The organism is Pseudoalteromonas sp. XMcav11-Q (assembly GCF_040104525.1).
Lineage (GTDB): Bacteria > Pseudomonadota > Gammaproteobacteria > Enterobacterales > Alteromonadaceae > Pseudoalteromonas.
Genome location: NZ_JBECOX010000001.1, coordinates 430,381 through 454,841, shown reverse-complemented (window position 1 = coordinate 454,841; position 24,461 = coordinate 430,381). Strand labels below are relative to the sequence as shown.

Below are 24,461 nucleotides of genomic sequence, written 5' to 3'. Positions count from 1 at the left end.
CGAAAAATATTCTGGTATATTCAGGCAACACCACCACTGTAAATAAAAGAATAGGCTAACTTGTGGGCAATCGTCGTCCCCCATCAAGATATGGTGCAAGCTCTTTAAGTGTAAAGCTGTCGATGTTGATTTCGGCCGTGTGTTTGATCGCGGGGGTTTTTGCTGCGGCATTGATGCTAAAATCTGAAGAAAAGCAGTTAATCTATGAAGAGTATGATGAGCTCAAGCGTTTTAGTGCGCAGGTGAACAATCAGTTCTCAAATTACCTCGATCTTAAAGCCAACTTGGCCGAACAAGCCAACTCAGTGGTTTCCAAACACTTACTTTACGGTGTTCAAGATTTATCTGGCGCACAAGCGAGCGTTGACGTGCGTGGCGAAAACTTAGCGAGTACAGCTAAAAATGGCCTCTCTGCAGCTATGTATACTGGCAATTTAAAATTGCAGTCAGTGCAAAAGCTATTTTCTGAATCTGAATTGCTCTGGAACATTCTTGCGCCTCCACTGTTACAAGATTTCTTTAATTTTTACTTATCTACAAAAGACGGCTTTGTTCGTGTTGCACCTCCTAATGCCTTATTAGCGAAAGACCCAAGGCTGGTAAATAATCAGCTTCATAACTTGCCTGTTTTACACGCTGAACAAAACCCAACGAGGGAAGCGGTTTGGTCGGGCGTGTATTTTGATAGGGTTTGGAACAAGTGGGTGGTGAGTATTTTGGTGCCTTTATACTTACATGATAAATACCTTGGGTTAACGGGTAGCGATATAGAGTTGACCACCTTACTCGAAAAATTACCTAAATCTGACCATCAGCAAGGCTTCATCGTTTTTGATAAACAGGGTCGGTTATTGGCAGCTCCAGGTCTGTTTAAAACCACTGCTACGACCGGGCAGCTACTGGACCACAACAAACTACCTGAAGACTTGAGTAAAATAGTACAAACTGCACTTATTACTAAGCTACCAAATATCCAAGATGAATTTAGGTATAAAGACAACTGGCATATTATGCACGTGACCCATATTGCCAATTTAGATTGGTACATTGGGATCTACAAGAAGCGGGCGTCGGCTATCTCGGCCATTGAAGAGCTTAAAGTTAAGTTCTTTGGTTTGTTTATTCTGTATGCCATTTTTGTTGCGATATTACTGCATCAGGTTCTATATCAATTAGTACTCAAACGCATCAATGCGCTTGTTAAAGCAGTGAAGGGATTTGGCCGAGGGCAGTGGGATACGCCAACCTTACCCCATACCGATGACGAAATAGGTCAATTGAACGCCTCATTTAATGACATGAGTGTTGAGATAAAACAGCTTGTAAATGGCCTAAATCAACGTATTACAGAAAAGGAAATCGCAGAAAAGGCGGCAAACCGTTTGTCAAAAGCTGTGGCTTTTTCTGGTACTGGCGTTGTATTGACCAATGAGCATTTTCAAATTGAGTACGTCAATCCAAAAATGCAGGAAATGACGGGCTATGATGAACAGCATTTTATTGGCTCTCCGCTTTTGAGTATTATTTCAAAAGACATGGCTATTCTCATTGATGATATCGATATTGACTTACGCAGTCGTAATCATTGGCGCGGGGATACCATGTTGGCGGGTAACAGAGAGGCACCTATTTGGGTCAGTTTGAGTGTGTCGCCGATCCGTGAAGAAGGCGGCGCGATTTCAAGTTATGTCGCCTCAGCCCAAGATATTTCGTTTGTAAAAGAAAGCCAGCGTAAAATGGAAGAATTGGCTTACTTTGATACCTTAACTGGCCTTGCCAACCGAACGTTTTTCAGGATGCAGTTACGTAAATCCATGGCGCTTGCCGAACGTGGCCATTACGCCTTTGCTCTATTTTACTTTGACTTAGATGAGTTTAAACGCATCAATGATACCTTGGGACATGACGCGGGTGACCGCTTATTGCTTGAAGTCGCGACGAGATTGAAAAAGCGGCTCCGTGCAGAAGATACCATTGCCAGATTGGGTGGGGATGAGTTTGCGGTGTTACTGAGTGGCATCAATGAGCGAGAAAATGCCATGGAAGTTGCCAATATCATTCAAAAGACACTGGCAGAACCAATAAAACTGGGGAATAACGAAGTGATCGTCAGTGCAAGTATTGGTATCACCATGGCTCCGTTTGACAGTAAAGAAGAGGAGCAGCTGCTTAAACATGCAGATTTGGCAATGTATCAGGCCAAAGCAAAAGGGCGGAACACTTACCATTTCTATAGCCAAGATTTAGACGAAGCTGCTAACGAGCGCCTATATATAGAAAACGAGCTGCGTATAGCAATTAAAGCGCAACAATTTACCTTGCATTATCAGCCACAAGTGAACAGTGAAAGTAGAGAGGTTGTAGGCTATGAAGCGCTTATTCGCTGGTTCCACCCGAGCGAGGGAACTATTCCGCCAAGTAAGTTTATTCCAATTGCTGAAGCGACAGGCCTAATCGTAGAGCTTGGTGCATGGGTGTTAGAAGAAGCGTGCCATTTTTCTCGTCGTTTAAAAGCCGCGGGGAAGATTGCCAACATATCCATCAACCTTTCTGCGAGGCAGTTTAAAGATGCACAATTGATCAGCACGCTGTCAGATATTATAGACAGAACTGAGATGGAGCCAACTCTACTGCACCTTGAGCTTACCGAGAGTATGCTGATGGGAGACGTGGAAGCGGCAATCATACAACTTAAAGATATCAAAGCGCTTGGTGTTTCACTGTCTATTGACGACTTTGGTACAGGCTATTCGTCTTTGAGTTACATTAAGCGTTTCCCAGTTGATATACTCAAAATAGACCGCTCCTTTGTAAAGGATATCCCTGAAGATCCGAACGATATGGAAATCACTGCAGCTATCATTGCGATGGCGCAAAAATTAAATTTGCAGGTTATTGCTGAAGGGGTGGAAACTGAGGCTCAGATGACGTTCTTGGCGAAAAATAACTGCTATATTGTACAAGGTTATTACTACAGCCCGCCGTTAAGTGAAGCCGAGATTTTGCGGTTTGCCCCAGCGGTATAGCGACTCAGCCCCAAAGCTTGGGGCTGAAAATAATAAGCGCTTAACCACCAGCAATTTTCACTTTGAAGCCTTGGCCTTCTAATAATTGCTTAAGCTTTTCTCTGTCATCGCCTTGAATTTCAATAACGCCTTCTTTAACTGCACCACCTTGACCCATTTTAGATTTAAGCGTTTTTGCCAATTTCTTGAGATCGTGCTGTTCACTATCGATGCCAACAACAAGCATAACACCTTTACCTTTGCGCCCTTTAGTTTGTCTTTCAATACGAACGGCGCCGTCCTTAAAAACTTTCCCTTGAACTTCTTGCTTTGGCTCTTTGGTGTCAATACGGCCTACATCTGTGGAGTACACAAGTCTTGATTCTGACATTGATTCTGGTCCTCTTACGGGTTCTTTGCAGAGATCATAGCAAAAAGCAGATTAGATGTTTTTTATTTTTTGCTAAATGATTTTTAAGCGTTATATTTAAATTGGTGAGGGGAAACAAATCAAAATAATTTAGGAGCTTAATGATGAGCTTGAGTAAAAACGCTTCTGCTGACGGTAAGACACTAACCATTCAAATTAGAGGCAAGTTCGACTTTAATTTGGTGCAATCGTTTCGTCAGGCGTATGCGGAGGTGAATGATCAAACCGAAAAGGTTGTTGTTGACCTGCGTGAAACCGACTATATGGATAGCTCCGCTTTGGGTATGCTGTTAAATATGAAAAAAACACTAGGAAGCTCAGTTTCTAGCATTCAAATTAGTAATTGTCGTCCACAACTTAAGAAAATCCTCCAGATCTCTCGTTTTGATAAGAAGTTTGATATTGACTGAACGCCGATAGATTAGCCCCTCATGAATATCTTGGTAGTCGACGATCAGGTATTAAACTGTAAGCTGCTCAAGGCGATGCTTGAGCAACAATTTTATACCGTTTTTTGTGCGCATAATGGTCGTGATGCATTAAAAATTCTCGAAAGTCAGGACATCGACATCGTGCTGCTAGACGTTGTCATGCCCGTAATGGATGGCTTTGAGACTGCCCCCAAAATAAAGCAATATGCGGGCGACGTATACCTCCCCATCATCTTTATCACTGCACTTGAAGATCAAAGCAGCTTTGAAAAGTGTCTCGCTGTAGGAGGCGATGACTTTATTCATAAGCCGTTTGATAAAGTCATTTTATCAGCCAAAATCAAAGCGCATGCGAGGACTCGTAGGCTCAGCCAACAAAGCAACGAACAACGCCGACAACTAGAATATCACTATAACCAAATAGAGCGAGAGCACGAGATTGTTGAGCACATCTTTAGTAATGCGCTTGCACAACAATCTGAATATCCTGAGATTTGTGAATATCACTTGTCACCCGCGTCAATGTTTAATGGCGATATGTTTTTAATGGCCAAGAGCCCGATGGGTGGCTTTTATTGTTTACTTGGTGATTTTACTGGCCATGGTTTAGCAGCTGCGGTCGGCGCGCTTCCTGCGTCGCGCATTTTCTATACTATGGTGCAAAAGGGGATGGCGGTGAGTGATATAGCCGTTGAGCTCAATACCGCCCTTAATGAGTTATTACCCGGTCATATGTTTTGTGCAGCAGCAATCATTGAATTGAGCAGCTCAGGGAAAAGTGTTTCTGCTTGGCTTGGTGGTTTGCCAGATTTATATCTGATTGACCAAAATGGTAGCCTTATTAAAACCATTGAGAGCCAACATATGGCACTCGGCATTTTAGAAGTCGATGAGTTTGAACGTAATCTGCTGCATTTTGAAGTTAGCCCCGACCAACGCCTCGTAATGGCGACAGACGGTATCATCGAGTCTGAGTCTGAGCGGGGGGAAATGTATGGCGAACGACGGTTAAAGCGCTTGCTGGCGAGTCGGCAGCATATTTCCACGGATCAAATTATCTCTGAAGTTCGCGAGTTTTCTGGCAATACAGAGCAACAAGATGACTTAAGTATCGCGATTGTTAATTGTGTTGCTAGCGATTCAATTGTTTCTGTGCCTAACCATTATTCAAGTTTGCCGTTTAATATTTCGTTATCTTTAGATGCCAAGCAGATGAAAACGACAGATCCGGTACTTGAGCTGGTGGATTTGCTTAGTGAGGTTGACGGTATTTCGGCGCATCGCTCTAACATCTTCTTATTACTCTCAGAGGCCTACAATAATTCTTTAGATCACGGTGTGCTGGGGTTAGATTCTGAGATTAAAAATAAAGAAGATGGGTTTTTTGAGTTCTATAGTCTGCGAGAGAGTGTTTTGAAGGAGCTAAAAGAAGCGCTAATTATTATTTCTGTGCGCTATAGCCCTGAAGAGCTAAAGCTATACTTCAACATTTGTGATTCAGGTAATGGTTTTGAATCAAGCGAGCGCAATAAAGCGCAGCAAGAGCATAGCCACGGTCGAGGTGTTAGCTTACTTAACGAGATTGCCCAAAGCGTTAGCTACAACAGTGCTGGAAATGAAGTAGAAATGATTTATTCACTCACCTCCAAATCGGTCTAAATTCCACTCAAGCGCATTTCACCTCTGCTTTAGTTTAATATCTATTCCTATTACTCTATGTACCTGTTTTTTAGTGTTGGCAAGGTATAAAGAGCGTGGTAAAGTTGCATTAACTTTAGATGTTTAGATGGCTAAAATGTCAGATTATATTTCATTGAGTGGATTATCTATCTCCCGCGAATTGCTTTTGCTGCAATTAGAAAAACTAGATGCTTATATTGAGCAAAACTCAAGCCTTGCTGTGTGGTCATATCAGATCCCTGAGCTTGGGGAAGGAGGCGCTTGTAGCTTGTTTGGGCACCTTCAGGAAGCGCCTTTTTTGTTGAGTGACTACGTTGAAAAGAACACGGTGAATGAGCAATCGCTTGCTAAGCTACAAACGATAGTGTCAGCGGTAGTTGAATTTACAGCTGTTGATTGGTTTGGCATATACCAAGCAAGAGCGACAAATGAAGGGAAACAACTTCTCAAATTAGCGTACTCTGGCGCGCCGAGTAGACCGCTATTCCCAATAACGGAGGCTTTTGCCGCTACGTCAAATAATATTCAAACGGTATTAAGTGCTAAAGCTCGAGTGATTAATGACATCCCTCAATATGTCGCCAGTGGTGGAGAGTACTACACTTGCGATCCAAAGGTGAAAGCAGAAACCTGTATGCCATTATTCGATGATGCTCAAAATTGTATTGGAATTATTGATGCAGAAGCGTTTTCTGAGTCATTTTTCAACGAAGAAATTTTAGCATTGCTTGCAGCAGCATGTACGAGAATCCCTGAATATTTACCCAAATAATTATCGGAATGTCCGGCTGTAAACTTGACGCCTTTGTGGTGCTGCCAAGTTTACAAAAATGAATAAAATTCTAGATAAATATGGTAACTGAGATGCAAGTCTCTATGTTACCATCAAGTCTACTGGAATCGGGCGTCAGCCGCTCGAGTTTGCATTAATTAAAATAAAAGAGATAAGCCATGTTCTCAGAGCTAAAACCACTTCCAACAGATCCTATTTTAGGCCTGATGGCCGCTTATAAACAGGACACTAACCCAAACAAAATTGACCTTGGTGTAGGTGTTTATAAGGACGAGCAGGGAAACACGCCGGTACTTAAAGCGGTTAAAAAAGCGGAAGCGTTTCGTTTAGAAAACGAAACGACAAAATCTTATATTGGTTTGGCTGGTAATTTAGACTTCTGTCAAAAGATGGAAACACTGTTACTTGGAGAGCATAGTACATTATTGGCAAATCGCGTACGTACGGCGCAAGCACCTGGTGGTACTGGCGCATTACGTGTTGCTGCCGAATTTATTAAACGTTGCAACACCAATGCAACTGTTTGGGTTACGACTCCAACTTGGGCAAACCACATCAGCCTATTTGAAGCAGCTGGTCTAACAGTTAAAGAGTATCCTTACTACGACTACGAAAACAAAGGGTTGTTGTTTGATGAGATGATCAATGCGCTGAAGCAAGTACCTAAAGGTGATGTAGTACTACTTCATGCATGTTGTCATAACCCAAGTGGTATGGACTTAAATCAAGCGCAATGGAAAGTGGTTGCTGAACTTGCAAAAGAGCAAGGCTTTACGCCATTAATTGATATTGCATACCAAGGCTTTGGTACTAGCCTTGAAGAAGATGCACAAGGCCTTAGAACGGTTGCGGATACAGTTGATGAAATGATCATCTGTTCATCTTGCTCTAAAAACTTTGGTTTATACCGCGAGCGTATCGGTGCGTGTTCAATCATTGCAAAAGACAGTGCAACTGCTGATGTTTCAAACTCAGTATTACTTAGTGTGGTTCGTAGTATCTATTCAATGCCGCCAGCACACGGTGCTGATATTGTAAATACCATTCTAAGCAGTACTGAACTTACGCAAATGTGGTACGACGAACTTGACGAAATGCGCGGTCGTATCAATGGTCTACGTACGTTGATCAAAGAAAGCCTAGCTGCAAAAGGTGTTGAGCAAGACTTCTCGTTCATTGACCGTCAGCACGGTATGTTCTCTTTCTTGGGTATTAATAAAGAGCAAATTGACAGACTACGCACTGAATATGCTATCTATATGGTAGGCTCTAGCCGCGTTAACGTAGCTGGCGTAAGCAAAGACAATATTGACTACTTTGCTGACGCAGTGGCAAGCGTGATTAAATAATACCACGCTACACAGCACAAAATAAAAAACCGCAGAACATGCGGTTTTTTATTTTCAGCCTAAACCACCCACTGAAGTAAGTGGTTATTATCATTTAGGCTTGCTTAATTTTGGTCACTTTATCTGGATCTGACGCTTTTTCGTTTTCAGATTTGTTTTTGGTATTGGCCTTTGGTGCTACTTTGCCACCTTTTAACACAGACACAAAGTCATCTTTTTGTTTTGCAATTTCAAGCGCTAGGGATTCAACTTGTTGTTCACTTAGCGGCACGTCAACTTTCGTTAGCATGTCTTCCAATGCTTCAGCTACATCTAGCATCTTATCATAAGCATCAGCTTCTTTTTTAGACGTGAAAGTCATACGCTCGACTCCATTTCTTTCAACAACATATTTGATGATAACGGCCATGGTTATTCCCCTAGTCACTGTTTTTTTATACAGTAAATCGAATCGAGTGATTAAGCAAGTTATTTTGAAAATTTTTCAAGTGCTGTTGAGTGAAGTGGAATTAATTAAATTCATTAAAAACAAAATCTTAATGTTTGTTTTGATTTTTGAAAGAATGAATGTTTTTTGACAAAGTCAATATTCCAATCTTTATTTAAAAAGCTTGCTGCAATCATCCATTGAGAGGAATGCAAAAAGCTTTGGATACTTTTTACGCACAAGGAGTGTATATATGTTCAATAAACCCACCATACTTTCTATTTTATTGGCGTTAGGTTTAAGCTGTTCAAGCGTGCTCGCAAAACCTGCGGAGCAAGCAAAGTCAGTCTTTCAAACACAGCAGCAAAGTGCTGTACTCGATATTAATTCTGCTGACGCTTCGGCGCTTTCAAGTTTACCAGGGATTGGTATTCGTAAAGCTGAAGCCATCGTAGAGTACCGCAAGAAAATGGGGCGCTTTAAAACAACAACGGAGTTGCTGGAAGTAAAAGGAATTGGGAAAGGAATATTGGCAAAACTGGAGGGGAAAATTAGAGTCTAGTCGTAGTTATTGTGTGCGAGCTTAGCTGCTCGCACACAGGTAAATTAAAGATTAGGGCTTATTCGAGGCGTTAAACTCAGCGATTGCCTGAGCTAACTTGGGTTTGCCAAACTGTATTTCCAGTGGTGTGGTCAGTAGCGGATAAATTAGTCCTGCTACCAATAAGACAGGTAATAACAGCCAGCCTTCAAATACGACCAATGAGGCAAAAAATGGTGTGAGCAGTAGCAACTTGGCTATTCTTAACACGACCTTTGTTTTTGCATCAAGGTGGCTAAGTGCAAGACGTAAGATCATCTGCTTGTCACGTAATTTAAACGCTCTCAGTTGCTCAATTTGGCTTAACCTAAAATGCATGAATGTGATATCTCAACTTCTTTTGGTAACGTGGAAAAATAAGAAAAGAATAAATGCAACACTATAAAATGCAAAGATAATTTCCATCCATCCAGGCATAGATAATCCTGCAAAAGACCAATCTATGTTGCCGCAGTCACCTGTTGCAGCAAAAAAGCTTGGTAGCCATTCATGCAGCGGCATAAACGCAGGAAAGTTTGGTACAAAGTCACAGGTAAAAGCAAATGGATCCGTTGTGGTTTGCATACTGATATGTTCACGGGCGATAAAATAACCCCAAATACTGCCTACACCCCACGAAACAAATGCCAGACTACGCAGCGCGAATGAGCGAGGAGAAGTCATACCGATTAAACCAGCTGCTAATAACCCCAACATAGCAAAACGCTGATAGATGCACATAATACAGGGCTCTAAACCCATACCGTATTGGAAATACAGTGCAGCGGCTTCAAAAATAGCAGCGGATAGTGCTAGCAATCCCCAAGATTGCCTAGAGAGATGAAAAGATGAAATCTTCATTATAGAGAAACCCTTTTTGTTTTATTATGCTTTATCTGGCCGCGTTAGAGCAACCTTACTTCGCAGTGTGCGCTATCTTTGCAACGATTTTTCGACTCTTGTTACCTGCAGAAGTTCGAAAATATCAAAACAGACCACTTGATTAAGTCAATTGAAGTGAGACCGACATTATCAGCATTTCTATTCTAACGTATTTACTCATTCACTTTTCTCGAGGGCATCGATATGAAAAGTCGCACGCTCAAAGGCGGAGCCATGTAAGATAACATATTCAATATCGTTATAAGCCGCGACTGACTGCAAAGGGTTACTATTTAAAAGTAATAGATTTGCCACTTTCCCAGCAGCGATACTGCCGTACTGGTTGTCTATTGCAAATGCTTTCGCATTATTAATGGTAGCAGCAGATAGCAAGCTAACGAGGCCTACTCCGGCTTGATCCATCATCGTTAATTCTTGATAAGTCGATAAGCCAGGTTGCGAGACATAAGTTGGTGCGGGTGGCGTATCTGAGCCAAGCAGCAAGGTTGCGCCATTTTTATATAGATAATTTAGTGCTCGTTGCCCTTGTGAGAAAACTTGCTCAAGTTTAGCGACCTTTTGTTGATTACTTATTTCACCCCAGCCTTGACCCATTTCTCGAGAAAACCAGCGACCAGGTTCACTTTGATACCAAGCAATTTGAAACGGAGGTAATACGGTACGATATTCAGAGGAGAAGGTAAAAGTGTTGTCAGTCACTTTCGCCAGAGCATTCATCACATTTAATGTGGCTTGATATGCGATGCCTTTTTCGATGATGGTATCCAGCACAGCTTTTACATTGGTTGGCAGTTCGCTTTCGCTAGGGGCTGTATTTGGCGATAACCAGTTCCAAAGTCCATGCGCCATAACGTTGATATTGGCATCTACAGCAAGTTGTTGCATATCAACGGCATTCGCATGTGCCATTACGGGTAACTTCAATGAGTTTGCGGACTCGACTAATTGTTTAGCAGTTTCTTGGTTAATAAGCGGTATAGCACTGTTTTCTCCAAAGCCATCTTCAAAGTACAGTTTGGCACAAGTTGCACCGTCAGATTTCATTCGCGTCAAGGGCTGAGCTCCTTGGTGAGCGTGTGCTTGAGATGGCGTCAGCTCATAAGCAGGATCGCCGTGTTGTGCAGCAAAGTAGGGTTTATGTTGATGTAGCTTTGAGTAACTAAGGCCTTCAGCATTATACCCTTGGTAAACCGGCATCGCGCCACAAAAGTAGGCGTCGGGTGCGGGGCCATTTGCTGTAAATTCGGTCATGCCGGTTGCAGTGTTTGACGGGTCAATAACTTGCGTGACGCCATAGTAAAGATAATTAGCGCCTTGCCGTTGTAAAAATGCTGCCTGCATTTGGCGAGCTTTAGGGGAAGTGTTAAGCAATCCCGGCATTGTTTTTAGGTGGACATGGCTATCGGTTAACCCTGGTATGAGGTATTGACCATGAGCATCAATGACCTGTGCTGCATCCGGTTTTTGACTTGAGTCAGAGACTTGTATAATTTTGCCATCTTGGATGGCGAGCCAATGATTGGAAATGATATTGACTTGGTGCTTATCAATAGGATTTAAAATGGTAGCATTGTCGATACGAAGGTCCACTGCTGCAAATAATGCATGAGAAGACAGGGCGCAACAGGCCGCAAATATTAATGTTTGTTTTTTCATAATGAAAACCAGTTAGTGTCGTATTAGATGCCTTCGAGCATAACTGGCGAGGTACTTTGTGTTTTAATTTTCATATAAATTAACTCTGAAATTTTTCTTAATTTAATTAAAACTATAACAATCAATAATGTAAGGTGTTCGTGGGTTGAAAAATTTGCTTTTGGGAAATTGGCTTGTCGTGCCTAAATTGAACCAGATTGTGGAGTATCCGACTGGCCGTGAATATACCGTCACCCCAAAAGTGATGAAATTACTGTTGGTGCTGGTCGATGCGAAACCTGAGCCTCTGAGTATTGATACCCTCGTCGAGTTAGTTTGGCACCCGAAGGTGGTGTCTGACAATTCGGTCTATCAAGCTGTTGCGCAGTTAAGAAAGATTTTAAACACAGATCCGCAACACGAAGAATACATAGAAAGAATATCAGCTCAAGGCTACCGCATTCATCCAAACATTGCGCTTAGAGAGCATAAAGCGGCTGTGATGCCTGTGAGCAAAAAGCGAATTTGGCTGCTTGGTGTCATCATTACGTTGCTCGCTCTCATCGCTTTTTTTGCTTTTTATATTCAAACTGATCAAAAGCACAAGACACAAAACAACCCGTACTTTGATGAGATCACTCTTGCCACACACCTATCCCAAAGTACAGCGGTGGAAGAGTTAGCGCGAGCGAAAACGATTTATCAACAAGTGTTATCTAAACAAAGTGATAATGTCGAGGCACTTAGTGGCTTGTGCAATGTCTTTATGGGGCTAAGCGTATATGGCGCGGTGTCAGAGTATGAATCGCTTGCTTTATGTCGGCCATTGTTAGAAAAAGCACGGATCTTAGATGATACAAATATTGAAGTGATAACCTCTCTTGCACGCTTTGCGGTGATGGAGAATGAAATTGAGCAAGCACAGAATTATTTTAAGCGCGGATTTGAGCTCTCAACCAAGCATGCTCGCCTATGGCATTGGTACGGTCGATTTCTTCGGGACCAACACAAAATATCCGATGCAATTGCTGCGCATAAACAAGCGTATCAGTTAGCACCAAACGATGCGGTGATTATCCGAGGGTTAGCCTATGCCTATTTGAATTTTAGAGAGTTAGTACTCGCTCGAAAATATTTTGATCGTAGCGTTGCCGTAGCCCCTCACACCAAAAACAATCCGCTCTATGCGCTAGACTTTTATCCGCTTAACCAGAATAGGGCAAGACAATATTTGCTGTGGTATCAAAACAATCACATCCATCATAGTAAATTATATCCTGCGCAGCAGTTGAGTCACATATTGGTATTATTGAGTTTAGGGCGCGCAGAAGAAGCTGAGGAGCAATATCAGCAAGCCGCAAACTTAGGTTCTATTTCTACAGCATTTAGACTCTATGTTGAAGCCGGGATCGCATGGCGACAAGGCGATTTCGAAAAGGCCGAAGGACTCTTAAAACAGCGATACGAGCTCGACTCAAAGGGTAATCATTATGTGATGCCTTATGTTCTTGCTTTACTTGCACGGCAGAAAATACAACCTGCGCTAACGCTTTTTGAACAGCATTTTGCTGATATCGCGGCGTTTACATTGCCAGAGGCAGGCAATGTAGGACAATACCTTACTTATGCCCTGATGCTGAAACGTACAGGTGAACAAAGCAAGCTCAAGCGAGTAACACAGTTGTTGGCACAATACCTTAATCAAGGAAATCAGCTAGATGCAGCGTTATCTCCTTACTGGTTTGCACTTAACAATGACGTAGCAGAAACGAAACAAGCGCTAACGCAGCTGCTCAACACCGGTTGGTTACCCGACTACAATGATAGTTTTTTTGCTACGGATCTTTATCTCGCTTTGACATCAGACCACGAATTTAAACAAGCATGGCTGAATAAGCTTGAAAGCAGACAAAACGAGCTCTAATACGTTTGGTTACTCAGGTATAAAGTTCGCTATGTGATTTAAAAATAGGGAGCGAATTTTTTTGGTGCTTTCAATATGTGCAATACTGCTATTGATTATGCTTTTCACACATTAAAACTTCATCGCATAATGGCAAACTACATGCCTTATAATTTGGGGTCAGAAAAATTACTAAACCGTTTGGGTTTTTGTAAAAGAAGGGTTGGCGCATGAGTACCTTAAAATTGCCGGTAAATGGGAAGATCATATACTTACCTCTCTCACGAGCAATCAGTGTGCATCACATTGCAATTAGCGGGCAAAGCGCTGTTACGCATTTTTGTGTTAGCTCCGCCTTTCTATACAAAAATACTTCACTATAATTTACCGCTGTTGCGGCGTAATAAACATAAAACAATATGAGCAATCAACAACATTGGCAAAGGAAGTGGAGAGAAGTATTAGGAGAGTCGACTGACTCAATGCCTGATATCAGGGAGGATTATGCTCTTCATTTCGACATATGGAAACTAGATGATGAAAAGCTCGAAGCCTGCTTTTCAATATTTCCAAATGGCAAGCGAATACTTAAAAGAGTGAAAGAAGTCAGAAAAGTGTGTCCGCAATCTACAGATACTGATGATGAAACACTCTTAAGCAAGCTAAATCAACTCAATGAAAATATAGAGATTGTGCTTCAAGCATTCGGCGATCAAGCACTTATTGAGTTAAATAGAGAAAAGTCTTCCACTGAGAAATGTCGTGTTTATCGAGGCAGTGAAACGCTAAGGTGTGAAGTGTTTAAAAATGCGGATCCACCCACCATACATTTAGATGATGCACTGTCTGAAATTATCAAGAAACACTGTGGTGGAGAAGGTTACGAAGCACTTTTCTTTTTAAGTGAGCCGCTATACCAATTGGCAGGTTGCGATTATACCGTTTCGCATTGGATAGCATGGGCGATGGTAGAAAACGAATACGATACCGATCCGTACTACGAAGCATTTGAGTTATACAAAATGAAAGCAGAGGCAGGATGGTCTGATGAGGAGCAATTTGTTTACATTAACAGCTCAGTGTTGAGCGAAGATGAGCCTGTTATGGCCAAGTCTATATCGCCTTAAGTGAGTTCTAAGTCTCACACCGCGTAACAATCTCATCTGCATTAAACATGGCTATTTTCAGCTAGGGTGATTTGTAGCTTGTTAGTTGAGCTTCATCTGGTACAATCAGTGGATTAACAAGCACAACCTGCCAATCAAGGCATTGATGTAATAATAAAGTGGTGTGAGATGAGAATTTTCAAAGCCAAGAGCCCAGCTGGATTTGCTGAAGAATATATTGTTGAGTCAATTTGGAACGGCGAATTCCCTCCGGGATCCATTCTACCTGCTGAGCGTGAGCTTTCTGAACTCATTGGTGTAACAAGAACAACACTGCGCGAAGTATTACAAAGGCTAGCTCGTGATGGCTGGTTGACTATCCAACATGGTAAGCCAACCCGGGTGAATAACTTTTGGGAAACGTCAGGGCTTAATATATTAGAAACCTTAGCGCGTCTTGATGAAGATAAGATGCCTGAGTTGACCGATCAGCTGCTGTCTGCGCGTACCAATATTAGTGCTATCTATACGCGTGCGGCGATAAAATTCAATCCGCAGCGTGTTATCGATATTTTGTCTAAGCATGAAGAGCTAGAAGACACCGCAGAAGCGTTTGCCGATTATGACTACCAAGTTCACCATGAGCTGGCAGGTGCTGGGCAAAACAAAATTTATGTGCTTATTTTAAATGGCTTCAGAGGTTTATACTCAAAAATTGGTTGCCATTACTTTTCTGATTCAAGAACACGAGGACTGGCGAGACAGTTCTATGCAGATTTAACCAAACTGGCAGAAAATCAAGAACACGATGGTGCTATTTCATTGATGCGTAAGTATGGTCACCAATCGGGTGAAATTTGGCAGCAGATCCGCGGTGATATGCCTGAAAATATCATGGACTAATGTCCACTGAGTGATAGACATCTTAAAAAGGCTTCTTCGTGAAGCCTTTTTTGATCTCCGAATGGCATTTTGAGCGGAGGCATTTTTGTCTCATCGAATTTATAGATTGGTGCTATCGGTAAATTCGATTGTTAATTATGGCGCTTGCCAAATACACTAGGCGCAGTTTTTGGCGGTGAGAATGACAAAGAGACTTTGGTTATGAATTTAGCTAGGGTTGTTTTTTCATAAGCACGCCACAATATTATGAACAAGATATTTTGGTCTCGACACGAGATACCAAATAAGATTGGAAATAAACCTAACTATTGGAGATAAAAATGGGTGTATTAGTAGGCCGCAAGGCACCAGACTTTACAGCAGCAGCAGTACTAGGTAACGGTGAGATCGTAGATAGCTACAACCTGCACGAGCGTATTAAAGGTAAAAAAGCGGTTGTTTTCTTTTACCCACTAGACTTCACGTTTGTTTGTCCTTCAGAGCTAATCGCGTTCGACAAGCGTTACGAAGAGTTCCAAAAGCGTGGTGTTGAAGTGATCGGTGTTTCTATCGATTCTCAATTCTCACACAACGCATGGCGTAACACTCCAGTAAACGAAGGCGGTATCGGTCAAGTTAAATACGATCTAATCGCTGATGTTAAGCACGAAATCTGTCAAGCATACGACGTTGAGCACCCAGAAGCTGGTGTTGCTTTCCGTGGTTCTTTCCTAATCGATGCTGAAGGTAATGTACGTCACCAAGTAGTTAACGACCTACCACTAGGCCGTAACATCGACGAAATGCTTCGCATGGTTGATGCACTAGCATTCCACGAAGAGCACGGTGAAGTATGTCCAGCTGGTTGGACTGAAGGTAAAGCAGGTATGGATGCAAGCCCTGAAGGTGTTGCTAAGTTCCTATCTGAAAACGAAGGCGCACTATAATTTAGTGTCGACTTTGTGATATCTCGCTGATATCAAAAAGAAACCCGCCAATTGGCGGGTTTTTTAATGGCTACTGATACCTCAATAGCTTTCTCAGGGTAAAACTTTGACTACTCGGCTACCTTGCCTACTTTAGCAAGTGCCATGCTAGTTAAAGTTGATAAACTGACCCAGTGATTTTATCAGTTGAATGCTTAGGTAAGCGGCAAATAAACTGATCACGGGAGTTGCGAGCAGACTCAGAAATTCGAGTTCATTAATCATTAGTCTCTTCCTTTTTTTCTTGCTCGTTGTTATTGGTTGTTTGAAACGCTTTCTCTAAAGACTGTTTGGTCTCAATTTTTATTTCTTCTAGATTCGCTTTGATTGACTCAGTGATAGCTTGCGTTACTTTGGTTTTTACTTCTTGAAGTAATGAAGCATCAATTTCTGCAGCTGTTGTTGTCATGCTTGCTGTAAACAGTAAAGTTGTCATGGTGATTTTCGCTAAAGTAGTCATAATAAGTTTCCTTGTAATTTGTTAGTCGCAATAACTATTACAAAGGTTGTGCCAAAATGAATTTAAATTTTATCTTATTGATTTTTATGTGCTTTAATTTTTATTTTGCACAGGGGAATTAGTGGAATGGTGAATTTGACCAGTGCAGAATGGGTGAAATGGCTAAGATTTAGTTAAATTTATTAAGGCTGGATTAAGCGAAGTAAGAAAGGATGAAAAACAAGGTTTGGGCCGAATTAACGGCCAAAGTTAGGGTCATCAGGTAGGTCAACCAAGATTAATACCGCCCCTTTACCACCATATTCTAAAGGTGCTTGGTGCATCGCCAGTATATCTGGATGCTGGACAAGATACTGCGGTACTTTATGTTTAAGCACACGCTCACCAATTCCATGCACCACGCACGCACAAGCAATATGCTGTTTCTTACAAGCATGAATTAATGCTGCCAGTTCTTGTTTTACCGTTTCTTTATTTAGTCCGTGTAAATCTAAGATGAGTTCGGGCGCGTAGTCACCACGCCTTAGCTGCTTTGCTAAATAGCGATCAGCTCCGGGCTTTACGAAATTAATGGTTCCCGAGGTATCAATATCAGGAATATACTCGTCAGAAAAGTAAAACTCAGATTGCTGCTGCTTGACTTGTTGCTTCAGCTCAACGCTCTGAATTTTTTTCTTTTGTTTGAGCTGCACCTGATCTTGTTTGAGGGGTTTTACACCATTCAAAGACTCACGAAACATCGCGAAATCGTCATTTAGGTCAGCATTAGTTTTAGATTCTCTGTTCATGATGGCATTTTAAATAAAAAAAGCATAAAAACCTAGCTTAAAAACCGCTACAATAGCGCCATATAGTTTGATCTTTAGAGAGTCATCATGACGGAAATGTCGCAACCACTTATTACCGAAGAAATGGCCGTTGAAGCCTTTCAAGACTTACATACCATTCAGGACTGGGTACGCTGGACAGCGAGCCAGTTTGTGAGTAACGAGGTATTTTTTGGTCATGGTACGGATAATCCTTGGGACGAAGCGGTCAGTTTAGTGCTTCCCGTGCTGCATATGCCAATTGATGCTCCCAAAGAAATCATGCATGCGCGTATGACACAAAGTGAAAAAGCGCATCTGATGGAGTTTATCAAAGCACGTATTGAGCAGCGTATTCCCGTCGCCTACTTAACCAATCAAGCTTGGTTTGCTGGTATGCCGTTTTATGTTGATGAGCGCGTATTAGTACCACGCTCACCATTTGCAGAGTTAATCGCAAAACATTTTGCCCCCTGGGTAGCTGCACCGAATAAAGTAACGCGTATTTTAGATATGTGTACGGGTTCTGGTTGTATTGCGATTGCATTGGCCAAAGCATTTGAGCGCGCACAAGTAGACGCAGTCGATATTTCTTTTGAAGCCTTAGAAGTGGCTGATCACAATATCAATCAGCATATGATGCAAGACAGAGTCTTTGCTATCCAGTCTGATGTATTTAGTGGTGTACCGGGTCAAAAGTACGATTTAATCGTAGCGAACCCTCCTTATGTTGATGCAGAAGATATGTCAGATCTGCCAGAGGAGTTCCATCATGAGCCAGAGCTTGGCTTGGCGTCAGGAGAAGATGGCCTTGATGTGACCCGCACACTACTGGCAGAAGCGGCCGATCATCTAAATGATGATGGTTTGTTATTTGTCGAAGTTGGCAATTCTATGGTACATATGGAGCAGCAATTTCCTGAAGCGCCATTTACTTGGTTAGACTTTGAGCATGGTGGTTTAGGGGTCTTTGTCGTATCCAAACAACAACTATTGGAATACTTTAAAAACTGATAGGGAGCCAATGCTCTCTATCGTCTATTTAGGAATGAGGAAAAACGATGGCAGGCAATAGCATTGGCCAATTATTTAAGGTGTCGACCTTTGGTGAAAGCCATGGCGCCGCGCTTGGTGGCGTGGTGGATGGTGTACCACCAGGGCTTGAGATCACTGAAGCTGATTTACAAATCGATTTAGATAGACGTAAACCAGGTCAAAGCCGCTACACAACACAGCGCCGAGAGGGCGATGAGATAAAAATTCTCTCGGGTGTGTTTGAAGGCAAGACCACAGGTACGAGCATTGGATTGTTGATTGAAAATACCGACCAACGTTCAAAAGATTACTCAAACATCAAAGACTTGTTCCGTCCGGGTCACGGCGACTATACCTATTGGCACAAATACGGGCATAGAGATTATCGCGGTGGTGGTAGGTCGTCGGCACGTGAAACTGCCATTCGAGTTGCAGCAGGTGCAATTGCGAAAAAGTATCTCAAGCAAGTCCACGGCATCGAAATCAATGCCTGTCTTTCTCAATTAGGCCCGATTAAAGCCGAGCATTATGATTGGTCAGCGGTTGAGACCAATCCATTTTTCTTTCCCGATGAAGCTAAGCTAGAAGCGCTAGATGAATATATGCGTACGCTGAAAAAAGAAGGTGATTCAGTCGGCGCGAAAGTAAAAGTCGTGGCGAAAAATGTGCCTGTTGGTTTAGGTGAGCCAGTGTTTGACCGTCTGGATGCTGAGATAGCGCACTCCTTGATGAGCATTAATGCCGTAAAAGGTGTAGAGATTGGTGATGGCTTTGATGTGGTTGAGCAAAAGGGCTCTGAGCATAGAGATGAGCTAACGCCACAGGGATTTACTTCTAATCATGCAGGCGGCGTTTTAGCGGGTATTTCTACAGGGCAAGATATTATCGCATCAATTGCGCTAAAACCGACTTCAAGTATCTCGGTACCGGGGCAGAGTATTGATACCCACAACCAACCGCAAGAAGTTGTGACGAAGGGTCGCCATGATCCTTGTGTTGGTATTCGTGCCATTCCAATCGCAGAAGCTATGTTGGCTATTACGCTCATGGATCACTTATTACGTCACCGTGGTCAAAACCAAGACGTCAATTTGCCGCATAAGCCAATTCCTGGTCATATCTAGCCAGTAAGCTAATTCTGGCACAGTGATTGCTTTTCTTGGACAAATCAAGGAGAGCAATCATGATCACTTACCAAACCCACTCCGCAATTCGTACCACTGAGTCCGTTTCAGAGCAGCAAAGCCTTGCCCAAACTAAACGAGCTAATACCGCTGCGCAGGAGCAAGACTATGTCGCGGCTGCTAACATCGCAACCCAATCATCCCCTGTACTGGATAATAAAGCCGACGAGCCATATAAATATGAAGTGGTGGAGCGTAATCAGTCATTTCTAGAAAAAATGAGAGAAGCGGTAATGTTTAGCCGCTTAGGGGCAAATAAAGAGAAAATAGACGAATTAAAAGAGAAAATGGCAGAACTTGAAAAGCTTGCGGCTGAGGGAAAAATTTCACCTGAAGAATTAGAAGAGCGGATGGCTGCCTTACAAGAAGCGATGAGAGAAGCGGTAACTCAGGAAGAAAACAAAGCGAACAAGGACACGCTAATGAGTTAGTGAGGCTTAAAATAATAAAAGCCTCAACTGAGGCTTTTATTACAGCTATAAACTAACAGCGTTTAGCTGTGATATTTTTCACACGCTTCTAGCGTATTTTCGATTAAGCTTGCGACGGTCATTGGGCCCACACCACCTGGCACTGGGGTAATAAAGCTCGCGTTTTGTTCTGCGATGTCGTATTGCACGTCACCTACCAGTTTGCCAGATTCTAAGCGATTAATGCCTACATCGATGACAATCGCGCCTTCTTTAACCCAGTCGCCTGGAATAAACTCAGGTTTACCAACCGCCACAACTAATAGATCGGCGCGACGAACGTGAGCCTCCAAGTCTTGCGTAAATTTATGGCAAACGGTTGTAGTACAACCGGCAAGTAATAGTTCTAGCGACATAGGACGACCAACGATGTTTGAAGCACCAACCACAACAGCATGCATGCCTTTATAACGTACACCGGTAGAGTCGAGTAGGGTGATGATCCCTTTTGGCGTACAAGGTCTCAGTGCTGGCATTCTTTGGGCAAGACGACCTACGTTATATGGGTGAAAGCCGTCGACGTCTTTATGAGGATCAATACGCTCTAACACTTTTTCTGCGTCTAGGCCTTCAGGTAGCGGCAATTGTACTAAGATCCCATCAACTTCAGGATCTGCATTAAGCTCATCAACAAGCGCAAGTAATTGCTCTTCGCTTGTGTCACCTGGTAAGTCGAAAGATTTAGAAACAAATCCGACTTCTTCACAGGCTTTACGCTTTGAACCAACATAAACTTGGCTCGCGGGATCCTGGCCTACTAATACCACAGCCAAGCCAGGCGCTCTTAGGCCTTGCGCTAGTCTGTCTTGAACTCGTTGTGCAACAGTAGAACGAACTTGTTTCGCGATAGCTTTGCCATCAATGATGTTTGCCGTCATGATTGACCTATATTAAGGGTTAAAAAACTTGAACGATGATAGAGCCTTTAAATTCTTCTATACAAGCACTTTCATGTATTGATGAAATGATTGCTTAATAAAGATGAAAATGGGGTCGCTCTATTTATATGTCCCTTTAGTTACAACAAAGGAGGACATTTGCCCGCTATTTTCTCAAAAAACAGCCAGCCCGCCAAGTTTGCATTGCGTAAAAGCAAAGGTTTTCATGATCTGTTCTACAAGAACCGCTCAAAAATTGTTTAAGTCAGCTGTTTTATCAACAATTTGTGGCAAAATTAGGCAGTTGAAACAAAAACTAAAAAAAATATTTGACCTACTTCGGGCAAATCACTATTATGCACCCCGTTGCCAACGAGGACTCACCGATAAAAAGGTTCTTAGTTCTCCAAGGTCACAGTCGGCGATTAGCGCAGCTTGGTAGCGCACTTGGTTTGGGTCCAAGGGGTCGCAGGTTCAAATCCTGCATCGCCGACCACTTTTAAAATAAGAATGTAGCATGAAGATGTTTACGAGTTTGCGCCCTTAGCTCAGCTGGATAGAGCAACGCCCTTCTAAGGCGTCGGTCGAAGGTTCGAATCCTTCAGGGTGCGCCATCTTATTTTAATCCACATGTAGTGGCGGCTGTAGCTCAGTTGGTAGAGCCCTGGATTGTGATTCCGGTTGTCGTGGGTTCAAGTCCCATCAGTCGCCCCATCTACATGCCAAAATCAGTCGGCGATTAGCGCAGCTTGGTAGCGCACTTGGTTTGGGTCCAAGGGGTCGCAGGTTCAAATCCTGCATCGCCGACCACTTCTACAAAATATATATGTTCGGCGATTAGCGCAGCTTGGTAGCGCACTTGGTTTGGGTCCAAGGGGTCGCAGGTTCAAATCCTGCATCGCCGACCACTTTCTCTCTAGTATTTCAGTCCTTTATTTCAAATTTACTAACTTTTAATCAATTAGCACCAATATGCCTAATTATTTAACCTGATTGCTCGACTCCGTCGTTGAATAGGTTATAATGCCGCGTCTATTAATTAACGTAGTGCCCGTAGGGCAGGCAACAAGCGTCACATGCAACGGAGAGTTTGGCAATTTAGCCGAAGGCCCATAAAAGCATGATGGTTGTCTTGTTAGTAAGGAAGGCGCTTTGTCGCCCAAAAATGAAGATTGAGGTAAATCATGCAAGTTTCTGTTGAGACGACTCAAGGCCTTGAGCGCCGTCTGACCATCACCGTTCCTGCAGAGAACGTTGAGACTGAAGTTAAAAAACGCCTACAACAACTGTCAAGAACACAGCGTATCGATGGCTTCCGCCCTGGTAAGGTTCCAGTGTCAATCATCACTAAGCGTTACGGCGCGGCTGTACGTCAAGAAGTTGCTGGCGATCTGATGCAGCGTAACTATATCGAAGCAATCATTGCAGAGAAAATCAACCCTGCAGGCGCACCATCTTTTGCTCCTAAGTCACTAGAAGCGGGTAAAGATCTAGAATTCGATGCAACTTTTGAAGTATACCCAGAAGTTGAGCTTAAAGATCTAGACAAAATTGCGGTTGAGAAGCCTGCAGTTTCTGTCACTGATGAAGACCTAGCGAACATGCTTGAAACGCTTCGTAAGCAACACGCTTCTTGGACTGAGAGTGATGCTGCAGCTGGCGAAAAAGACCGTGTAACGGTTGATTTCGTTGGTACAATCGACGGTGAAGAGTTCGAAGGCGGTAAAGCTGAAGACTTCCCTCTAGAGCTTGGTCAAGGTCGTATGATCCCAGGTTTCGAAGACGGTATCGTTGGTAAAAAAGCAGGTGAAGAAGTTGTTTCTGACGTAACTTTCCCTGAAGAATATCACGCTGAAAACCTAAAAGGTAAAGCGGCTCAATTCACAATCACTGTGAAGAAAGTTGAAGTTCAAGAGCTTCCTGAACTAACTGACGAGTTCGCAACTAAGTTTGGTGTTGCTGAAGGCGGCGTTGACGCACTTAAAGAAGAAGTTAAGAAGAACATGGAGCGTGAGCTAAACCAAGCGGTTAAAGCTAACGTGAAAGATCAAGCTATCAAAGGTCTTCTAGAAACTAACGAAGTTGAAGTGCCAAAAGCACTAATCGACCAAGAAATCGATGCACTTCGTCAACAAGCTGCACAACGTTTTGGTGGCAACGCACAAAACATGCCTGAGCTTCCAGCTGAGCTATTCCACGAGCAAGCAGTAACTCGCGTGAAAACTGGCCTACTACTAGGTGAAGTGATCAAAGCGAACGACATCAAAGTTGATGAAGATAAAGTTGCTGAACTAATCGACACAGTTGCTTCTGCATACGAAGATCCAAGTGAAGTAGTGGCATACTACAAAGCAAACGATCAACTAATGCAGCAAATGCGCAACGTTGCGATGGAAGAGCTAGCAGTTGAAGCTGTACTTGCTGCTGCATCTGTTTCTGATGTTGAAAAGTCATTCGACGACATCATGAATCCACAGGCTGCTCAATAAGTCTTTGAAGAAATCATTGACTTACAGCTAAGCTGAAGTTTAAATGGCTCGAGTTACTCTAATAGAGAATTCGGGCCATTTTTGTTTTTAAGCCTTGATATTGAAGCATTAAGTACTTATATCTTGAGGCATGGCTTATTTTATTAGCTATACTTATTTTACGAGTCAGGTTTCGTTGAGTATTACTGATACAGTTATATCTACTCGTTTCAATTCGCTCAAAAAAGTATTAGCCTAAACACCGATCACAGAATGTTTTTATGGACCGCGCTAAGTCCAATGAAAGTTGCTGCGAATAGGCAATAGATTCTGTGCTAATAAGGAATAAAAAACATGAATGATGGTATGATCGATCCAATCAATGCGTTAGTACCTATGGTCGTGGAGCAAACGGCTAAAGGCGAGCGTTCTTATGATATTTACTCACGACTGTTAAAAGACCGTATTATTTTCTTAACAGGTCAAGTCGAAGACCATATGGCCAATCTAATTGTGGCGCAGATGCTGTTCTTAGAATCAGAAAGCCCTGACAAAGATATATTCTTGTATATCAACTCGCCAGGTGGTTCTGTGACTGCTGGAATGTCAATCTACGACACGATGAACTTTATCAAGCCTGACGTTAGTACGGTTTGTGTTGGTCAGGCTGCGAGTATGGGAGCATTTTTGCTATCTGGCGGTGCTAAAGGTAAACGTTATTGCTTGCCGAACTCGCGTGTGATGATCCACCAACCTTTAGGTGGTTTCCAAGGTCAGGCTTCTGATTTTGAAATTCACGCCCGCGAAATCTTGGCGATCAAAGAAAAATTGAATCGCTTAATGGCGGATCACACCGGTCAACCTTATGATGTGGTTGCGCATGACACAGACCGAGACAACTTTATGACTGCAGATCAAGCGTTAGAATATGGTCTGATTGATGCGGTTCACTCTCGTCGAGAGCTTAAGTGATTATGAATTAGCCGATGAATTGAATTCATCGGCTTCTACTGTGCCAAAGCCAAATTTCTTTGGTATAGTTAAAAGAAA

23 protein-coding genes, 5 tRNA genes and 1 pseudogene are annotated in these 24,461 nt (G+C 42.6%); 21 read left to right on the top strand and 8 right to left on the bottom strand.

What is annotated here, in order from left to right; all coding sequences use genetic code 11:
* Positions 1 to 62 precede the first annotated feature (62 nt).
* A complete protein-coding gene (locus tag ABMY45_RS02205; protein WP_206471063.1) occupies positions 63 to 3,026 on the top strand; it encodes an EAL domain-containing protein in 2,964 nt (987 codons plus the stop codon).
* A gap of 40 nt (positions 3,027 to 3,066) precedes the next feature.
* On the opposite strand, the gene ABMY45_RS02200 is transcribed toward ABMY45_RS02205, so the two are convergent.
* A complete protein-coding gene (locus ABMY45_RS02200; protein WP_017216143.1) occupies positions 3,067 to 3,396 on the bottom strand; it encodes a translation initiation factor in 330 nt (109 codons plus the stop codon).
* Positions 3,397 to 3,539: 143 nt separating this feature from the next.
* Between ABMY45_RS02200 and ABMY45_RS02195 the strand changes: the two genes are divergently transcribed.
* From ABMY45_RS02195 to ABMY45_RS02180, 4 genes are all read left to right on the top strand, one after another.
* Entirely contained in the window at positions 3,540 to 3,845 is a 306-nt protein-coding gene (locus ABMY45_RS02195; protein WP_010371095.1) for an STAS domain-containing protein, read from the top strand.
* Positions 3,846 to 3,866: 21 nt separating this feature from the next.
* Complete coding sequence (locus ABMY45_RS02190; RefSeq protein WP_010606710.1) at positions 3,867 to 5,525, top strand: fused response regulator/phosphatase; 1,659 nt, start codon at positions 3,867 to 3,869, stop codon at positions 5,523 to 5,525.
* Positions 5,526 to 5,652: 127 nt separating this feature from the next.
* Complete coding sequence (locus tag ABMY45_RS02185; protein ID WP_174170004.1) at positions 5,653 to 6,318, top strand: GAF domain-containing protein; 666 nt, start codon at positions 5,653 to 5,655, stop codon at positions 6,316 to 6,318.
* A 179-nt stretch (positions 6,319 to 6,497) separates the two neighbouring features.
* On the top strand, positions 6,498 to 7,688 hold the full coding sequence (locus tag ABMY45_RS02180) for an amino acid aminotransferase (RefSeq protein ID WP_010606712.1): 1,191 nt from the start codon (positions 6,498 to 6,500) through the stop codon (positions 7,686 to 7,688).
* A gap of 94 nt (positions 7,689 to 7,782) precedes the next feature.
* On the opposite strand, the gene ABMY45_RS02175 is transcribed toward ABMY45_RS02180, so the two are convergent.
* Complete coding sequence (locus ABMY45_RS02175; RefSeq protein WP_010606713.1) at positions 7,783 to 8,097, bottom strand: YebG family protein; 315 nt, start codon at positions 8,095 to 8,097, stop codon at positions 7,783 to 7,785.
* Positions 8,098 to 8,368: 271 nt separating this feature from the next.
* On the opposite strand from ABMY45_RS02175, the gene ABMY45_RS02170 reads away from it, so the two are divergent.
* Positions 8,369 to 8,677 carry a helix-hairpin-helix domain-containing protein gene (locus ABMY45_RS02170; RefSeq protein ID WP_206471061.1) on the top strand — a complete coding sequence of 103 codons (309 nt, stop codon included), beginning with the start codon at positions 8,369 to 8,371 and terminating at the stop codon, positions 8,675 to 8,677.
* A 51-nt stretch (positions 8,678 to 8,728) separates the two neighbouring features.
* Here the strand turns inward: ABMY45_RS02170 and ABMY45_RS02165 are convergent, their stop codons facing one another.
* The 3 genes from ABMY45_RS02165 to ABMY45_RS02155 form a co-directional block, all read right to left on the bottom strand.
* Positions 8,729 to 9,034, bottom strand: coding sequence for a hypothetical protein (locus tag ABMY45_RS02165; protein ID WP_017216140.1), 306 nt, complete (start codon positions 9,032 to 9,034; stop codon positions 8,729 to 8,731).
* Between the two features lie 12 nt (positions 9,035 to 9,046).
* A complete protein-coding gene (gene dsbB / locus ABMY45_RS02160) occupies positions 9,047 to 9,556 on the bottom strand; it encodes a disulfide bond formation protein DsbB (RefSeq protein ID WP_206471060.1) in 510 nt (169 codons plus the stop codon).
* A 198-nt stretch (positions 9,557 to 9,754) separates the two neighbouring features.
* Positions 9,755 to 11,254, bottom strand: a complete 1,500-nt coding sequence (locus tag ABMY45_RS02155) for an amidohydrolase family protein (protein ID WP_206471059.1) — start codon at positions 11,252 to 11,254, stop codon at positions 9,755 to 9,757.
* Between the two features lie 145 nt (positions 11,255 to 11,399).
* Between ABMY45_RS02155 and ABMY45_RS02150 the strand changes: the two genes are divergently transcribed.
* From ABMY45_RS02150 to ABMY45_RS02130, 5 genes and pseudogenes are all read left to right on the top strand, one after another.
* On the top strand, positions 11,400 to 13,157 hold the full coding sequence (locus ABMY45_RS02150; RefSeq protein ID WP_349288334.1) for a winged helix-turn-helix domain-containing protein: 1,758 nt from the start codon (positions 11,400 to 11,402) through the stop codon (positions 13,155 to 13,157).
* A gap of 90 nt (positions 13,158 to 13,247) precedes the next feature.
* Positions 13,248 to 13,452: pseudogene (locus ABMY45_RS02145) on the top strand (GCN5 family acetyltransferase); the annotation flags it as partial.
* A gap of 103 nt (positions 13,453 to 13,555) precedes the next feature.
* Positions 13,556 to 14,263: a hypothetical protein gene (locus ABMY45_RS02140; RefSeq protein WP_248298615.1), complete on the top strand. Its 708-nt coding sequence runs from the start codon at positions 13,556 to 13,558 to the stop codon at positions 14,261 to 14,263.
* A gap of 168 nt (positions 14,264 to 14,431) precedes the next feature.
* Positions 14,432 to 15,145: a fatty acid metabolism transcriptional regulator FadR gene (gene fadR, locus ABMY45_RS02135; protein WP_010371123.1), complete on the top strand. Its 714-nt coding sequence runs from the start codon at positions 14,432 to 14,434 to the stop codon at positions 15,143 to 15,145.
* Between the two features lie 320 nt (positions 15,146 to 15,465).
* A complete protein-coding gene (locus tag ABMY45_RS02130; RefSeq protein WP_010371125.1) occupies positions 15,466 to 16,071 on the top strand; it encodes a peroxiredoxin C in 606 nt (201 codons plus the stop codon).
* Between the two features lie 256 nt (positions 16,072 to 16,327).
* Here the strand turns inward: ABMY45_RS02130 and ABMY45_RS02125 are convergent, their stop codons facing one another.
* Both ABMY45_RS02125 and smrB read right to left on the bottom strand, forming a co-directional pair.
* Positions 16,328 to 16,570 (bottom strand): hypothetical protein, encoded by a 243-nt coding sequence (locus ABMY45_RS02125; RefSeq protein ID WP_045990797.1) that lies wholly within the window; start codon positions 16,568 to 16,570, stop codon positions 16,328 to 16,330.
* A gap of 236 nt (positions 16,571 to 16,806) precedes the next feature.
* Entirely contained in the window at positions 16,807 to 17,358 is a 552-nt protein-coding gene (gene smrB / locus ABMY45_RS02120; RefSeq protein WP_010606719.1) for an endonuclease SmrB, read from the bottom strand.
* A 96-nt stretch (positions 17,359 to 17,454) separates the two neighbouring features.
* Between smrB and prmB the strand changes: the two genes are divergently transcribed.
* Genes prmB through ABMY45_RS02105 form a run of 3 tightly spaced genes read left to right on the top strand, consistent with a single transcriptional unit; the run spans position 17,455 to position 20,026 of the window.
* A complete protein-coding gene (gene prmB, locus ABMY45_RS02115) occupies positions 17,455 to 18,390 on the top strand; it encodes a 50S ribosomal protein L3 N(5)-glutamine methyltransferase (RefSeq protein WP_026000853.1) in 936 nt (311 codons plus the stop codon).
* Between the two features lie 47 nt (positions 18,391 to 18,437).
* A complete protein-coding gene (gene aroC, locus ABMY45_RS02110) occupies positions 18,438 to 19,535 on the top strand; it encodes a chorismate synthase (RefSeq protein ID WP_010606720.1) in 1,098 nt (365 codons plus the stop codon).
* A gap of 59 nt (positions 19,536 to 19,594) precedes the next feature.
* Complete coding sequence (locus tag ABMY45_RS02105) at positions 19,595 to 20,026, top strand: hypothetical protein (protein ID WP_010606721.1); 432 nt, start codon at positions 19,595 to 19,597, stop codon at positions 20,024 to 20,026.
* Between the two features lie 62 nt (positions 20,027 to 20,088).
* Here ABMY45_RS02105 and folD read toward each other — a convergent pair whose 3' ends face one another.
* Positions 20,089 to 20,943 carry a bifunctional methylenetetrahydrofolate dehydrogenase/methenyltetrahydrofolate cyclohydrolase FolD gene (folD, locus tag ABMY45_RS02100; protein WP_102057141.1) on the bottom strand — a complete coding sequence of 285 codons (855 nt, stop codon included), beginning with the start codon at positions 20,941 to 20,943 and terminating at the stop codon, positions 20,089 to 20,091.
* A 419-nt stretch (positions 20,944 to 21,362) separates the two neighbouring features.
* Between folD and ABMY45_RS02095 the strand changes: the two genes are divergently transcribed.
* The 7 genes from ABMY45_RS02095 (at position 21,363) to clpP (ending at position 24,383) form a co-directional block, all read left to right on the top strand.
* Positions 21,363 to 21,439, top strand: a tRNA-Pro gene (locus ABMY45_RS02095).
* A gap of 41 nt (positions 21,440 to 21,480) precedes the next feature.
* A tRNA-Arg gene (locus ABMY45_RS02090) sits at positions 21,481 to 21,557 on the top strand.
* Between the two features lie 24 nt (positions 21,558 to 21,581).
* Positions 21,582 to 21,657: transfer RNA gene (locus tag ABMY45_RS02085), tRNA-His, on the top strand.
* Positions 21,658 to 21,676: 19 nt separating this feature from the next.
* A tRNA-Pro gene (locus ABMY45_RS02080) sits at positions 21,677 to 21,753 on the top strand.
* Between the two features lie 21 nt (positions 21,754 to 21,774).
* A tRNA-Pro gene (locus ABMY45_RS02075) sits at positions 21,775 to 21,851 on the top strand.
* Between the two features lie 276 nt (positions 21,852 to 22,127).
* On the top strand, positions 22,128 to 23,432 hold the full coding sequence (gene tig, locus ABMY45_RS02070; protein ID WP_010371144.1) for a trigger factor: 1,305 nt from the start codon (positions 22,128 to 22,130) through the stop codon (positions 23,430 to 23,432).
* A 333-nt stretch (positions 23,433 to 23,765) separates the two neighbouring features.
* The gene (gene clpP / locus ABMY45_RS02065) at positions 23,766 to 24,383 is read left to right on the top strand and encodes an ATP-dependent Clp endopeptidase proteolytic subunit ClpP (protein WP_010606724.1); all 618 of its coding nucleotides are present in this window, start codon (positions 23,766 to 23,768) and stop codon (positions 24,381 to 24,383) included.
* Positions 24,384 to 24,461: the final 78 nt, after the last annotated feature.